Annotated in this window: 10 protein-coding genes; all 10 read left to right on the forward strand. The window is 71.5% G+C overall.

Features of this window, described 5'->3' with window-relative positions:
- The first annotated feature begins 45 nt into the window (after window positions 1-45).
- The 10 genes from ACFWU3_RS12470 to ACFWU3_RS12515 all read left to right on the forward strand — a co-directional run bounded on the left by ACFWU3_RS12470 (window position 46) and on the right by ACFWU3_RS12515 (window position 14,528).
- Window positions 46-2,151, forward strand: coding sequence for an ATP-binding protein (locus ACFWU3_RS12470; RefSeq protein WP_384435085.1), 2,106 nt, complete (start codon window positions 46-48; stop codon window positions 2,149-2,151).
- A 130-nt stretch (window positions 2,152-2,281) separates the two neighbouring features.
- A complete protein-coding gene (locus ACFWU3_RS12475; RefSeq protein ID WP_384435089.1) occupies window positions 2,282-3,841 on the forward strand; it encodes a PucR family transcriptional regulator in 1,560 nt (519 codons plus the stop codon).
- 261 nt (window positions 3,842-4,102) lie between these two features.
- Window positions 4,103-5,098, forward strand: a complete 996-nt coding sequence (locus tag ACFWU3_RS12480) for an EamA family transporter (RefSeq protein WP_384435092.1) — start codon at window positions 4,103-4,105, stop codon at window positions 5,096-5,098.
- A 207-nt stretch (window positions 5,099-5,305) separates the two neighbouring features.
- A complete protein-coding gene (locus ACFWU3_RS12485) occupies window positions 5,306-6,751 on the forward strand; it encodes an aldehyde dehydrogenase family protein (protein ID WP_384435095.1) in 1,446 nt (481 codons plus the stop codon).
- A 207-nt stretch (window positions 6,752-6,958) separates the two neighbouring features.
- Entirely contained in the window at window positions 6,959-8,902 is a 1,944-nt protein-coding gene (locus ACFWU3_RS12490) for an acyl-CoA dehydrogenase family protein (protein WP_384435098.1), read from the forward strand.
- A 180-nt stretch (window positions 8,903-9,082) separates the two neighbouring features.
- Window positions 9,083-10,333 (forward strand): 1-deoxy-D-xylulose-5-phosphate reductoisomerase, encoded by a 1,251-nt coding sequence (gene dxr, locus ACFWU3_RS12495; protein WP_313943785.1) that lies wholly within the window; start codon window positions 9,083-9,085, stop codon window positions 10,331-10,333.
- Window positions 10,330-11,631, forward strand: a complete 1,302-nt coding sequence (locus ACFWU3_RS12500) for a site-2 protease family protein (protein WP_313943784.1) — start codon at window positions 10,330-10,332, stop codon at window positions 11,629-11,631. Before dxr ends, ACFWU3_RS12500 begins: the two co-directional genes overlap by 4 nt.
- A 178-nt stretch (window positions 11,632-11,809) precedes the next feature.
- Window positions 11,810-12,964: a flavodoxin-dependent (E)-4-hydroxy-3-methylbut-2-enyl-diphosphate synthase gene (gene ispG / locus ACFWU3_RS12505; RefSeq protein WP_384435102.1), complete on the forward strand. Its 1,155-nt coding sequence runs from the start codon at window positions 11,810-11,812 to the stop codon at window positions 12,962-12,964.
- Between the two features lie 104 nt (window positions 12,965-13,068).
- The gene (locus ACFWU3_RS12510; RefSeq protein ID WP_384435104.1) at window positions 13,069-13,929 is read left to right on the forward strand and encodes a GNAT family N-acetyltransferase; all 861 of its coding nucleotides are present in this window, start codon (window positions 13,069-13,071) and stop codon (window positions 13,927-13,929) included.
- 29 nt (window positions 13,930-13,958) lie between these two features.
- A complete protein-coding gene (locus tag ACFWU3_RS12515; RefSeq protein ID WP_384435107.1) occupies window positions 13,959-14,528 on the forward strand; it encodes a GNAT family N-acetyltransferase in 570 nt (189 codons plus the stop codon).
- Window positions 14,529-14,536: the final 8 nt, after the last annotated feature.

Raw genomic sequence — 14,536 nt, forward strand, 5'->3', positions numbered from 1 at the left:
GACGGTGCACAGAGCGGGCCTGGCTGGTCAGGGGGCAGCGGTTTCATGGAATCCGAAGGCACATTCGACGCACGTGGCACACGGGCCAACCCTGTGCCACGGCCCGCGGGGCCGCCGAGCCTTCCCGGGATTCCCGCCGTACCCGGTCACGCGCCGACCACCCGTCCCGCCGTCGCCGACTGGCTGCGCATCCCGCGCCCCGGTGCCGAACCGGGCGTGTGGCGCCTCGGCCACCGCGCCCGTCCGGCCGAGGAGCCCGAGCTCGTACCCGCCCGCCGCCTCTTCGCCGGAGCGCTCATCTCGCTGCTCGCGGGCTGGCTCCTGTGGTCGCTGCTCTGGAACGGCTACCTCGGCCGGTACTGGATCTGGCCCCTGCTCGTACTGACCCCGGACTCCTGGCGCTCCGATCCGCCCACCTGGGCCACCGCGAGCTACGTCTACTACGCGCTCGTCGGGGGCGCCCTGCTCGTCTTCTTCGCGCGGATCGGCCATGTGCCCGAGATCTGGCACCGCTATGTGCGCCGCACCGACAAGCCGGCGCCGGTGCCCGTGCCCCCGCCCGAGGCCGACCCCGCCGAATGGCCCGAGCTGCGCAGCGCCGGCCTGGCGGAGGCGGCCCAGCGGCTCACCGAGGCGACGCGCGCCGGCGCTCTCGGGGACGTCGACTACGCGCGGATCCGGCGTGCCTGGCAGGGCGTCCACGCCCGGCCGGACCGGCTCGCCGCGTTCAGCGAGACCGTCCGCACGGATGCCGCGGCCGCCTGCGCCCATCCCTCGGGCGTACGGGACCTGCCCGTCCGCACGGCCACGCACGACCTGGCCACCGGACAGGTGAAGATCGGCACGGCCGTCGACGACGAGCGCAACCCCTACCCCCGCCGCACCACCGGCGTCGCCCTCGAACCCGCCCTCCTCGGAACCTCGCTCCTCGCCGTCGGGCCCTCCGGGTCCGGCAAGAGCGTGCGGCTCGTGCGGCCCGTCGTCGAGTCGATGTGTCTGCACGCGCTCGCCAACCGCGCCGCCGTCGTCACCGTCACCGCCCACGGCACGGGCCTCGCCCCCGACGACGCCTTCGACCTGGTCATCTCCGTCGGCCGCCCCGACTCCACCCACGACCTCGACCTCTACGGCGGCGCCGACGACCCCGACGAGGCCGCCCGCGTGCTCGCCGAGGCGCTCGTCGGGGATCTCGCCGCCACCCTGCCCGGTGGCGACAGCCGGCGGGCCGCGACCGCGCTGGCCCAGCTGATCGGGCCGTACCGCTGCGTCCACGGGCGCTTCCCCGCCGTGCCCGAGCTGCGGGAGCTGCTCAGCGGCGCCCCCGTCGCCGTCGGAGCGCTGCGGGCCGCGCTGGAGGCGCAGGGCGATCCGGTCGCCGCGGCGCAGCTGCGGGAACTGGACGCCCGCGAGCGCCAGTCCGCCCGCGCCGACGACATCGGCGTCCTGCTCGCCGAGCGGATCGCCTTCCTGGACCGGCCCGCCTTCGCCACGTTCTTCCGTACCGACGGCGGCGGACGGCAGTTCTCGCTGCGCGCCATCGAGCATCCGCTGCGCGTCCGCGTGGACCTGCCCGAGCGGGGTCACGCCGAGGCATCGCGGATCGTGGCGCGGCTGATCCTCGCGCAGTTCACCGAAGCGGCGCTGACCCGGTCGGACCGGTCACTGTTCGCCGCGCTCGTCCTCGACGACGCGACGTACACCGTCACCGCGGACTCGGTGCGCGCCGTCCAGCGGCTGCGCTCCGCCAACGCCGGTGTCGTCTTCGCGCTGCGCACCCTGGAGGACGTGCCCGAGCCGCTGCGCGGACCGCTGCTCGGTGCGGTCGGCTGCCGGATGGCGTTCGCCGGGCTCGCGCCCTGGGACGGCGGACGGTTCGCCGAGGCCTGGGGCACCGAATGGGTCCAGACCCGCGACGTGACCAACCGGCAGATCATCTCGGACGAGCCGCTGACCAAGGCGCTGCACATGATGCGTCGCCTGGTCACCGGCAAGGCGGCGACCGCCGAGGCGATCACGGTCCGGGAGGTCGAGCGCGCCCGCTGGTCCGCATCGGACCTCGCGCACGCGGTGCCCGCCGGCCACGCCGTGCTCTCCCTCACCAGCGTCCGCGGCGAGCACGCGCCGCCGCTGCTGGTGGACTTGCGCACCTGAGCGGGATCCCCCGCGGCCGAGGTACGGGCTCCCGCCGCGGAGCCCGTACTGCTACGCCCTGGCAGAATCGAAGTACGCCGTTCATACGGGACGGCGAAATTCATCGCTGCTCGAAGGGCCGAGAAGTCCCATGCCGCCCACGCTCGCCTCGCTCGTCCAGCACTCGGCGCTCAAACTCACCGTGCGCTCCGGGGAGGACCGGCTCGAGACGCCTGTGCGCTGGGCACACGTCAGCGAGCTCGCCGACCCCGTGCCGTACATGGAGGGCGGCGAGCTGCTGCTCGTCACGGCGATGACCCTGGACGCCGAGGACCCCGAGGCCATGCGCCGCTATGTGCGCAGGCTGGTGGGCGCCGGCGTCGTCGGGCTCGGCTTCGCGGTCGGCGTGTACTACGAGGACATCCCGGACGCGCTGCTCGACGCGGCGAAGGAGGAGGACTTCCCGCTCCTCGCCGTACCGCGCCGGACGCCCTTTCTCGCCATCAGCAAGGCGGTCTCCGCGGCGATCGCGGCCGACCAGTACCGCGCGGTGACCGCAGGCTTCGAGGCCCAGCGGGAGCTGACCCGGGCGGCGCTGGCCGAGGGCCCTGGCGCGGTCGTCGCCAAGCTGGCCGCCCATGTCGACGGCTGGGCCGCGCTGTACGACGCCTCGGGTTCCGTCGTCGCGGCCTCGCCCGAGTGGGCCGCGCGGCGGGCGGCCCGGCTCACCGGGGACGTGGAACGGCTGCGGGAGCGGGCGGCCCCCGCGAGCGCGGTCGTCGGCGACACCGACGACGACCGCGTGGAACTCCAGTCGCTCGGCAGCGGACGGCGGGTGCGGGGAGCGCTCGCCGTGGGCACCGGCGCGCCGCTGGGCACCGCGTCGCGGTACGCCGTGCACTCGGCCGTCGCCCTGCTCACCCTGTCCACGGAGCGCTCGCGCGCGTTCCAGGAGGCGGAGCAGCGGCTCGGCGCCGCGGTGCTGCGGATGCTGCTGTCCGGTCAGCCCGACCATGCGCGCGGGGTTGCCGGAGACCTCTACGGCGGGCTGCTCGACGCCCCCTTCCGGCTGCTGATCGCCGAGCCCGCGGGGGAGCAGGCGCCGGGCGCGGAGCAGCCCCTCCAGGTCTTCGCCGACATGCTGGAATCGGCGGCGGCGCGGGCGGCCGAGCCGGTGCTCGCGGTGCCGGACACGGAGGACCGGCTGGTGGTGCTGGCCGCGGACGGCGGCGCCGTGGTCACCGCCTGCACGGCGGCGTACGGCGAGCAGGAGGCCGACGACGCCGCGCTGGTCGTCGGGCTCTCGGCCCCCACCGGACCGATAGCGGCTGCGGGCGCCTACAAGCAGTGCGAGCAGGCGCTCTCCGTCGCCCGGCGGCGTGGCCGGGCCCTCGTCGAGCACGAGGAACTGGCCGCGGGATCGATCCTCCCGCTGCTCGCGGACGACGCGGTGCGGGCGTTCGCGGACGGCATGCTGCGGGCGCTCTACGAGCACGACGCGACCGGGCGGGGCGATCTGGTGGCCTCGCTGCGGGCGTGGCTCTCGCGGCACGGCCAGTGGGATGCGGCGGCGGCGGACCTGGGCGTGCACCGGCACACCTTGCGGTACCGGATGCGGCGGGTGGAGGAGATCCTCGGGCGGTCCCTGGACGACCCGGACGTGCGGATGGAGTTGTGGCTGGCCCTGAAGACGTCGGCCGGTTCCGCCTGAACCGTCGGCCGTTCCGGGTGGGCGGACGGCCCGAGCCCTTGGACTCCCGGATCCCCGGATTCCCGGATTCCTGGACTCCCGGACTCCCGGACTCCCGGACTCCCGAACTCGCGGAATTCGGCCACTCCTTGAAGGATTTCCCGTTTCGGTGCCCGAACTCGGGCAAAAATCTGGCACTCCGTCGTCGAAATGCCTAGTGTCCTGCCTCGTGGTCGCCGGCGTCGGGGGTTCCTGCGCGCCGTCCAGGGACGAGAAGGACCGATGACACGACGCGCTGCCTCATCCGGCACATCCGCTGCCTGCACCTCTGCCGAAACTCTCGCCGGCGCCGGGGCCGGAACCGGGGTCGACGGGGTTTCCGGCCCCGACCGCCGCATCTCCGGAGCCGTCTGGGCGGCGCTCGCCATCGTGTACGTCGTCTGGGGCTCCACCTACCTCGGCATCCGCATCGTCGTCGAAACGATGCCGCCCTTCCTGTCCGCCGGCGCGCGCTTCGTCGTCGCGGGCCTCGTCCTCGGGGCGCTCGTGGCCTGGCGGCAGGGCGCGTCCGCGCTCAGGGTCACCCGCAGGCAGCTGGCGTCGGCGGCGATGGTCGGTCTGCTGCTCCTGCTCGGCGGCAACGGCCTCGTCGTCCTCGCCGAGACGTCCGTTCCCTCGGGCCTCGCGGCACTGCTGATCGCCGTCGTACCGGCCTGGGTGGTCGTGCTGCGCCGGGCGTCCGGCGAACGGCCGGGCCTCGGGGCGTACTGCGGCGTCCTCCTCGGACTGGCGGGCCTGGCGGTCCTGACGCTGCCCGGACTCAGCGGTGACGTACGGCTGTGGGGAGTCCTCACGGTGATCGTCGCGACCGTGATGTGGTCGGTCGGCTCGTTCTCCTCGTCGCGCATCCCGATGCCGGCGAACCCGTTCGCGGCGAGTGCGTACGAGATGGTCGCGGGCGGCATCGGCTGCGCGCTGGTCGGTCTCGGCCGGGGCGAGCAGCATGGCTTCGTCCTCGGCGAGGTCTCGGCCCGCTCCTGGACGGCGCTCGCGTATCTGGTGGTGTTCGGCTCGATCGTGGCGTTCACCGCGTACGCGTGGCTGCTGCACTCGGCGCCCCTGTCGCTGGTGGCGACGTACGCCTACGTCAACCCGGTGGTGGCGGTGCTGCTGGGCGCGCTGATCCTGAACGAGGAGCTGTCGTGGCCGATCGCGCTGGGCGGAGGGGTGGTGGTGGCGGGGGTGTGCCTGATCGTGTCGACGGAACGTCGGCGGTGAGACGGGGGTGGTGGCAGGGAACGGCGGGTTCTGCCGTCGCACGATCCGCACGGACCGTTCGCCGCGTCCGCCCGCGGGGGTCGCCACCGGCACGACAAAGCGGCGGGGGCGGCCACACCAACACTCCATCGCGGACAAACGCCAGGACGGCCTTCCGCCCCTACCGTGGGGCGCAGACATCCCCATCTATCTCGGAAGGGCCGGGACATGACTTCCACCCACGCCTTCTGGCTCGCCGGCCGTCAGGCCACCGGTGAGGCCACCTTCGACGTCACCTCCCCCTGGGACGGACGGCTCGTCGGTCAGGTCTCCGTCCCGACCGAGGCCCAGGTCGAGGAGGCGGTCGCCGCCGCGTACGCCGTGCGCGACGAGTTCGCCGCCACCCCCGCCCACGTACGCGCCGCCGCCCTCGACCACGTGTCGCGCCGGCTCGTCGAGCGCACCGAGGAGATCGCCCAGCTGATCTCCGCCGAGAACGGCAAGCCCGTCAAGTGGGCCCGCGGCGAGGTCGGCCGTGCCGTGTCCGTCTTCCGGTTCGCCGCCGAGGAGGCCCGCCGCTTCAACGGCGGCGAGGCCCAGCGCCTGGACACCGACGCCGGCGGTCAGGGCCGTCTCGCGCTCACCCGTCGTTTCCCCAAGGGTGTCGTCCTCGGTATCGCGCCGTTCAACTTCCCGCTGAACCTCTGCGCGCACAAGATCGCCCCGGCGATCGCGGTCGGCGCCCCGATCATCCTCAAGCCCGCGCCCGCCACCCCGCTCTCCGGCCTGATCATCGGCGAGCTGCTCGCCGAGACCGAGCTGCCCGCGGGCTCCTGGTCCGTGCTGCCGGTGCCGAACGACAAGATGCCCGCCCTCGTCCAGGACGAGCGGCTGCCGGTCATCTCCTTCACCGGTTCCGACAAGGTCGGCTTCGCGATCATGGACTCCGTGCCGCGCAAGCACTGCACCCTGGAGCTCGGCGGCAACGGCGCGGCCGTGGTCCTCGGCGACTTCGCCTCCGAGATGGACCTGGACTGGGCGGCGACCCGTATCGCCACCTTCTCCAACTACCAGGGCGGGCAGTCCTGCATCTCCGTGCAGCGCGTGATCGCCGACGCCTCCGTGCACGACCGCCTGGTCCCGAAGATCGTCGCGGCGGTCGAGGCCCAGGTCACCGGTGACCCGTCCGACGACGCCACCGATGTCGGCCCCCTCGTCAGCGAGGACGCCGCGAAGCGGGTCGAGGCCTGGGTCGACGAGGCCGTGCAGGCCGGCGCCACGCTCCTGGCCGGCGGCAAGCGTGACGGTGCGTCGTACGCGCCGACCGTCCTCGCCGACGTCCCCGCCGACTCCACCATCGCCTGCGAGGAGGTCTTCGGACCCGTCCTCACCATCCGCAAGGTGGACGGCGAGGCCGAGGCCTTCGCCGCCGTCAACGACTCCAAGTACGGCCTTCAGGCGGGTGTGTTCACGCACGACGTGCAGACCGCCTTCCGCGCCCACCGCGCCCTGGAGGTCGGCGGCGTGATCGTCGGCGACGTGCCGTCCTACCGCGCGGACCAGATGCCGTACGGCGGAGCCAAGCAGTCCGGTGTCGGCCGCGAGGGCGTGGCCTTCGCGATGGACGACTACACGTACGAGCGGGTTCTGGTCCTCACTGGACTGGCCCTGTAGCGCCCGTACGTCACCGACCACGGCCGGAGCCCACTGTGCGGGGGCTCCGGCCGTTCCCGTACCCCGTCGTACGGGGCTTTCGGTACGGCACGCGGACTGGTGGAGCGCGCGGTAATCGGGTACTACGAACGAGTAGCACCGGCCGGTAAAGGCGCTTCCGTGCCCCGGCCCATGCCCCCGGCCCCGACTCGCGGCGAGGTGAGCCTCATGACCGCACCACTCGAGAAAAACCGTCCCAAGGTCAGCGAGCGTGAAGCACGACAGGTCGCCGAAGCCGCGCGCGAGAAGGACTGGCGCAAGCCGAGCTTCGCCAAGGAACTCTTCCTGGGCCGCTTCCGGCTCGACCTGATCCATCCCCATCCCATGCCCGCCGGCGAGGACGCCCGCCGCGGCGAGGAATTCCTCGCGAAACTGCGCGACTTCTGCGAGACCCGGATCGACGGCGCGCTCATCGAGCGCGAGGCACGGATCCCCGACGAGGTGATCAACGGGCTCAAGGAGCTCGGCGCCCTCGGCATGAAGATCGACATCAAGTACGGCGGCCTCGGCCTCACCCAGGTGTACTACAACAAGGCCCTGGCGCTCGTCGGCTCCGCCAACCCCGCCATCGGCGCGCTCCTCTCGGCGCACCAGTCCATCGGCGTACCGCAGCCCCTGAAGATCTTCGGCACGCAGGAGCAGAAGGACGCGTTCCTGCCGCGCCTTGCCCGTACCGATATCTCCGCCTTCCTGCTGACCGAGCCGGACGTCGGCTCGGACCCCGCCCGGCTCGCCACCACGGCCGTCCCCGACGGCGACGACTACATCCTCGACGGCGTCAAGCTCTGGACCACCAACGGCGTCGTCGCCGACCTCCTCGTCGTGATGGCCCGTGTGCCCAAGTCCGAGGGGCACAAGGGCGGCATCACCGCCTTCGTCGTCGAGGCCGCGAGCGAGGGCATCACCGTCGAGAACCGCAACGCCTTCATGGGCCTGCGCGGCCTGGAGAACGGCGTCACGCGCTTCCACCAGGTCCGGGTCCCGGCCGCCAACCGCATCGGCGCCGAGGGCGCCGGACTCAAGATCGCCCTCACCACGCTCAACACCGGCCGGCTCTCGCTGCCCGCGATGTGCGTCGGAGCGGGCAAGTGGTGCCTGAAGATCGCCCGTGAGTGGTCGGCGGTGCGCGAGCAGTGGGGCAGGCCGGTCGCCAAGCACGAGGCCGTCGGCGCGAAGATCTCCTTCATCGCGGCGACCACCTTCGCGCTGGAGGCGGTGCTCGACCTCTCGTCGCAGATGGCCGACGAGGACCGCAACGACATCCGAATCGAAGCGGCGCTCGCCAAGCTCTACGGCTCCGAGATGGCCTGGCTGATGGCCGACGAGCTGGTGCAGATCCGCGGCGGCCGTGGCTTCGAGACCGCCGACTCGCTGGCGGCGCGCGGCGAACGGGCCGTCCCCGCCGAGCAGTTGCTGCGCGACCTTCGCATCAACCGCATCTTCGAGGGCTCCACCGAGATCATGCATCTGCTGATCGCCCGCGAGGCGGTCGACGCCCATCTCGCCGTGGCCGGGGACATCATCGACCCCGACAAGACGCTCGGCGACAAGGCGAGGGCCGGCGCCAACGCGGCGGCCTTCTACGCCCGCTGGCTGCCGAAGCTGGTCACCGGTCCGGGTCAACTGCCCCGCACGTACAACGAGTTCCACCCGCCCGGACACCCGGACCTGTCCGGACACCTGCGCTATGTCGAACGTTCGGCCCGCAAGCTCGCCCGGTCGACGTTCTACGCGATGTCCCGCTGGCAGGGCCGCATGGAGACGAAGCAGGGCTTCCTCGGCCGGATCGTCGACATCGGAGCCGAGCTGTTCGCGATGAGCGCGGCCTGCGTACGCGCCGAACTGCTGCGTACCACCGAGGCGCACGGCCGTGAGGCGTACCAGCTGGCCGACGTGTTCTGCCGGCAGTCCCGCATCCGGGTCGAGGAACTCTTCACCCGTCTGTGGTCGAACACCGACGACCTCGACAACAAGGTCGTGGGCGGTGTGCTGTCCGGCACGTACACCTGGCTGGAGGAGGGCATCGTCGACCCGAGCGGCGAAGGTCCCTGGATCGCGGACGCGACCCCGGGCCCGGCGCAGCGGGAGAACGTCCACCGCCCCATCCGCTGACCCGTGCGCGCCCGGTGCCCCGGCCGTCGTCGATCTCCGGATCAGCGGCGGCCGGGGCACCGACGCGCCGACCGCGTCCGGGGTGCGGCCGTGCCCACGGCCCCCCGGTCATCCCGGCTCGGGCGCCGGTTCGCGGGACGCACTGTCCGACCGCACAGCAGTTGCGGCCACAATGGGGGGATGAGCGACAGCCCATCCCCTCTCGCCGATCCCCATATCGCCTTCGATCCGTCCGAAGGCCGCCGGGACATCGTCGTCCTCGGCTCCACCGGGTCCATCGGCACGCAGGCCATCGACCTGGTCCTGCGCAATCCCGACCGCTTCCGCGTCACCGCACTCTCCGCCGCCGGCGGGCGGGTCGGGCTCCTGGCCGAGCAGGCCCGGCAGCTGCGGGTCGACACGGTCGCCGTGGCACGCGAGGACGCCGTGCCCGCGCTGCGCGAGGCGCTCGCGGGGCAGTACGGCACCGAGCCCCTGCCGGAGATCCTGGCCGGGCCGGACGCCGCCACCCAGCTCGCCGCATCCGCCTGCCACACCGTGCTCAACGGCATCACCGGTTCCATCGGCCTGGCCCCGACCCTTGCCGCGCTGGAGGCGGGTCGCACCCTCGCCCTCGCCAACAAGGAGTCGCTCATCGTCGGCGGGCCGCTGGTGAAGGCGCTCGCCGCGCCCGGCCAGATCATCCCGGTCGACTCCGAGCACGCCGCCCTCTTCCAGGCACTCGCCGCGGGCACCCGGGCCGACGTGCGCAAGCTCGTCGTCACCGCGTCGGGCGGCCCCTTCCGCGGCCGGACCCGCGCGGAACTGGCGAACGTCACCCCCGACGACGCCCTCGCGCACCCCACCTGGGCGATGGGCCCGGTGATCACCATCAACAGCGCGACGCTGGTCAACAAGGGACTGGAGGTCATCGAGGCGCACCTCCTCTACGACATCCCGTTCGACCGCATCGAGGTCGTCGTCCACCCTCAGTCCTATGTCCACTCGATGGTGGAGTTCACGGACGGATCGACCATCGCCCAGGCCACCCCGCCCGACATGCGCGGACCGATCGCCGTCGGCATCGGCTGGCCCGAGCGGGTCCCGGGCGCGGCCCCGGCCTTCGACTGGACCACGGCGTCGACCTGGGAGTTCTTCCCGCTGGACACCGAGGCGTTCCCGTCCGTCGGACTCGCCCGGCACGTGGGGCAGCTGGGCGGTACGGCACCGGCGGTGTTCAATGCCGCGAACGAGGAGTGCGTCGACGCGTTTCTCGCAGGGCGGCTGCCGTTCAACGGAATCCTGGATACGGTCACCGAAGTCGTCACCGAGCACGGAGTGCCCGCCGAGGGAACCCGGCTGACGGTGTCGGACGTCCTGGAAGCGGAGACCTGGGCCCGGGCGAGGGCCCGGGAACTGGCAGTGAAGGCTACGGCGGAGGCTCGCGCATGACGATTCTGTTGACGGTCCTCGGCATAGCTCTCTTCGCAGTGGGGCTGCTGATCTCCATCGCCTGGCACGAGCTCGGCCACCTCTCCACGGCCAAGCTCTTCGGCATCCGCGTCCCCCAGTACATGGTCGGCTTCGGGCCGACCATCTGGTCGCGGCACAAGGGTGAGACGGAGTACGGCATCAAGGCCATCCCCATGGGCGGCTACATCCGCATGATCGGGATGTTCCCGCCCGGCGAGGACGGCCGGCTGGAGGCGCGGTCGACATCGCCCTGGCGCGGAATGATCGAGGACGCCCGCTCGGCGGCCTTCGAGGAACTGAAGCCCGGGGACGAGAAGCGGCTGTTCTACACGCGCAAGCCCTGGAAGCGCGTGATCGTGATGTTCGCCGGGCCGTTCATGAACCTGATCCTCGCCGTCGCGATCTTCCTCGGGGTCGCGATGACCTTCGGCTTCGCGACCCAGACCACCGAGGTCGCCGGGGTCCAGAAGTGCGTGATCTCCCAGAGCGAGAACCGCGACACCTGCGCCAAGGGCGACCCGGTCTCGCCCGCCGAGGCCGCCGGGCTGAAGACGGGCGACAAGATCGTCGCCTTCAACGGCAAGCCGGTCGACGACTGGGCCACCCTGTCGAACCGCATCCGCGAGACCATCGGCCCGGCCACCATCACCGTCGAGCGCGGCGGACAGGAACAGGTCCTCGAGGCCACGCTCGCCAAGAACTCGGTGGCCAAGAAGAACGCCGACGGCGAGGTCGTCCCCGGGCAGTACGTCCCCGCGGGCTACCTCGGCTTCGCCGCCAAGACCGAGATCCTGCCGCTGTCCTTCCCCGATTCGGTCGACCGCATGGGCGACATGATCGAGAACGGCGTCGAGTCCATGGTGGCGCTGCCCGCCAAGGTCCCGGACCTGTGGAACGCCGCCTTCAGCGACGGCGACCGCAAGGACGACTCCCCGGTGGGCGTGGTCGGCGCGGCCCGGATCAGCGGTGAGGTGATGAACCTCGACGCACCGGCACAGAACCTGATCGCGATGTTCATGATGCTGCTCGCCGGCTTCAACCTGTCGCTGTTCCTGTTCAACATGCTGCCGCTGCTGCCGCTGGACGGCGGTCATATCGCGGGCGCCCTGTGGGAGTCCGTACGCCGCAATCTCGCCAAGCTGTTCCGGCGCCCCGATCCCGGCCCCTTCGACGTGGCCAAGCTGATGCCGGTCGCCTACGTGGTCGCGGGCATCTTCATCTGCTTCACCCTGCTCGTCCTGGTCGCCGACATCGTCAACCCCGTCAAGATCAGCTGAGCGGATCCGCCGCGGCGGACAGGTACGGAGACGGCCGGACACCCCATGTGTCCGGCCGCTCACCTTTTCGGGGTGTTTGCCTGCGCGATGTGCTGACGACAACCCGGGTGCCGTAATCTCGACTGCTGGAGCCCGCCGATCTCGGGACCTCGATCCACTCCTTGGGGTTGCACAGCAGATGACCGCGATTTCTCTCGGTATGCCATCCGTTCCGACCAAGCTCGCCGACCGCCGGGTGAGCCGGAAGATCCAGGTCGGCACCGTCGCCGTCGGTGGCGACGCCCCCGTCTCCGTGCAGTCGATGACGACGACCAGGACGTCGGACATCGGTGCCACGCTGCAGCAGATCGCTGAACTGACCGCGTCCGGTTGCCAGATCGTGCGGGTGGCGTGTCCGACGCAGGATGATGCGGACGCGTTGTCGACGATCGCCCGGAAGTCGCAGATCCCGGTGATCGCGGACATTCATTTTCAGCCGAAGTATGTGTTCGCGGCGATCGACGCGGGTTGTGCGGCGGTGCGGGTGAACCCGGGCAACATCAAGCAGTTCGACGACAAGGTGAAGGAGATCGCGCGGGCGGCGGGTGATGCGGGGACCCCGATCCGGATCGGGGTGAACGCGGGTTCGCTGGATGCGCGGCTGCTGGCGAAGTACGGCAAGGCGACGCCGGAGGCGCTGGTGGAGTCGGCGCTGTGGGAGGCGTCGCTGTTCGAGGAGCACGGTTTCCGGGACATCAAGATCTCGGTGAAGCACAACGACCCGGTCGTGATGGTCAACGCCTACCGGCAGCTGGCGGCGCAGTCGGACTATCCGCTGCATCTGGGTGTGACGGAGGCGGGTCCGGCGTTCCAGGGCACGATCAAGTCGGCGGTGGCGTTCGGTGCGCTGCTGAGTGAGGGGATCGGGGACACGATCCGGGTTTCTCTGTCGGCGCCGCCGGCGGAGGAGGTCAAGGTCGGTATCCAGATTCTGGAGGCGCTCAATCTGCGTCAGCGCCGGCTGGAGATCGTGTCGTGTCCGTCGTGCGGTCGGGCGCAGGTGGATGTGTACAAGCTGGCGGATGAGGTGACGGCGGGTCTGGAGGGTATGGAGGTGCCTCTGCGGGTCGCGGTCATGGGCTGTGTGGTGAATGGCCCGGGTGAGGCCCGTGAGGCCGATCTGGGTGTGGCGTCCGGCAATGGCAAGGGTCAGATCTTCGTCAAGGGCGAGGTCATCAAGACGGTGCCCGAGTCGAAGATCGTGGAGACCCTCATCGAAGAGGCGCTGAAGATCGCCGAACAGATGGAGAAGGACGGCGTCATGTCCGGCGAACCCGAGGTCTCGGTCAGCTGACAGGCGCCATCGGCCCCGGGCACGCAGTGTCGTGCACCGGGGCCTGTTGCTGAGCTCGGCACCCGGGGTACCCGCCAGGTACAGTTCGGAGATCAGCAGACCGTATGGTGAGGCCCCTCGTGTTGACGCAGACCACCACCCGGGTCCTTGAACCCAGCGACCTCGGCGCAGCGCTCGCCGTCCTCGAGAGCGAGCCCGTGACGAACGCCTTCGTGGCGTCCCGGGTCCAGGTCGCCGGGCTCGACCCCTGGCGCCTCGGCGGCGAGATGTGGGGCTGGTACGCGGACGGGCGGCTCCGCTCGCTCTGCTATTCCGGCGCCAACCTCGTGCCGATCTGCGCCGGACCCGAAGCCGTACGCGCCTTCGCCGACCGGGCCCGCAGAGCCGGCCGCCGCTGCTCGTCCATCGTCGGCCCCGCCGACCCCACCGCCCAGCTGTGGCGGCTGCTCGAACCGAGCTGGGGCCCCGCCAGGGACGTACGCGCCAACCAGCCGCTCATGGTCACCGAGCAGGTCCCCGACGACATCGAGCCCGACCCGCACGTCCGCCGCATCCGCAAGGACGAGATGGAAGTGATCATGCCCGCGTGCGTGGCCATGTTCACCGAGGAGGTCGGCATCTCCCCGATGGCGGGCGACGGCGGACTGCTCTACCAGGCTCGCGTGGCCGAACTCGTCTCCGCGGGACGGTCGTTCGCCCGTATCGAGGACGGCAGGGTCGTCTTCAAGGCCGAGATCGGCGCGGCGACCACCGACGCCTGCCAGATCCAAGGGGTGTGGGTGGACCCGGAGTTCCGCGGCCGGGGACTGTCCGAGACGGGCATGGCGGCCGTGCTGCGCTACGCGCTCGCCGATGTCGCCCCGGTCGTCAGCCTGTACGTCAACGACTACAACACCGCTGCCAGGGCGTCGTACCGGCGCGTCGGCTTCCGTGAGGTCGGAGCCTTCATGAGCGTGCTGTTCTGACGGAGCGCGACGGCAAGTAGGGTTCGCGCATGGCAGCACTTCCCGGAGGCGCACCCCGGACCCCCGACATCTCCGTCGGACCGGTCGATCTGGCCGCGCGCATCGACGAGGCCCTCGCGGTGCAGGCCCTCGCCTTCGGGCTGAGCGACGACGAGGTCGAGGTCCGCCGCCACATCGTCGACCGCCACCTCCTCCAGCCCGGCGCCTGCGCCCTCGGCGCACTCAGCGGCAACGGGCGCCTCGTCGGCTTCGTCTACGGCATGCCCAACGACCGCACCCACTGGTGGTCCACCGTCGTCGAGCCCTATCTGCGGCGAGGCGACAGCGACGGCTGGCTCGACGACTCCTTCGTCATCACCGAACTGCACGTCCACCCCGCCTTCCAGGGCCAGGGCATCGGCCGCGAACTGATCACCACGATCACCGACCGGGCCCTTCAGCCGCGGTCGATCCTCTCCGCCATCGACATCGAGAGCCCGGCCCGCGCCCTCTACCGCTCGCTCGGCTACCGGGACCTCGCACGCCAGGTCCTGTTCCCCAGCGCCCCCAGTCCCTACGCCGTGATGGGCGCCCCGCTGCCCCTGCTCCGCGGGAACTGATTTCCGCC

This window comes from Streptomyces sp. NPDC058685 (genome assembly GCF_042714725.1).
Taxonomy (GTDB): domain Bacteria; phylum Actinomycetota; class Actinomycetes; order Streptomycetales; family Streptomycetaceae; genus Streptomyces.

Bases quoted from the DNA above. Each gene is read 5' to 3' on its own strand.
- ACFWU3_RS12470 (WP_384435085.1), top strand. From the start codon at position 46: ATGGAATCCGAAGGCACATTCGACGCACGTGGCACACGGGCCAACCCT.
- ACFWU3_RS12475 (WP_384435089.1), top strand. From the start codon at position 2,282: ATGCCGCCCACGCTCGCCTCGCTCGTCCAGCACTCGGCGCTCAAACTC.
- ACFWU3_RS12480 (WP_384435092.1), top strand. From the start codon at position 4,103: ATGACACGACGCGCTGCCTCATCCGGCACATCCGCTGCCTGCACCTCT.
- ACFWU3_RS12485 (WP_384435095.1), top strand. From the start codon at position 5,306: ATGACTTCCACCCACGCCTTCTGGCTCGCCGGCCGTCAGGCCACCGGT.
- ACFWU3_RS12490 (WP_384435098.1), top strand. From the start codon at position 6,959: ATGACCGCACCACTCGAGAAAAACCGTCCCAAGGTCAGCGAGCGTGAA.
- dxr (WP_313943785.1), top strand. From the start codon at position 9,083: ATGAGCGACAGCCCATCCCCTCTCGCCGATCCCCATATCGCCTTCGAT.
- ACFWU3_RS12500 (WP_313943784.1), top strand. From the start codon at position 10,330: ATGACGATTCTGTTGACGGTCCTCGGCATAGCTCTCTTCGCAGTGGGG.
- ispG (WP_384435102.1), top strand. From the start codon at position 11,810: ATGACCGCGATTTCTCTCGGTATGCCATCCGTTCCGACCAAGCTCGCC.
- ACFWU3_RS12510 (WP_384435104.1), top strand. From the start codon at position 13,069: ATGGTGAGGCCCCTCGTGTTGACGCAGACCACCACCCGGGTCCTTGAA.
- ACFWU3_RS12515 (WP_384435107.1), top strand. From the start codon at position 13,959: ATGGCAGCACTTCCCGGAGGCGCACCCCGGACCCCCGACATCTCCGTC.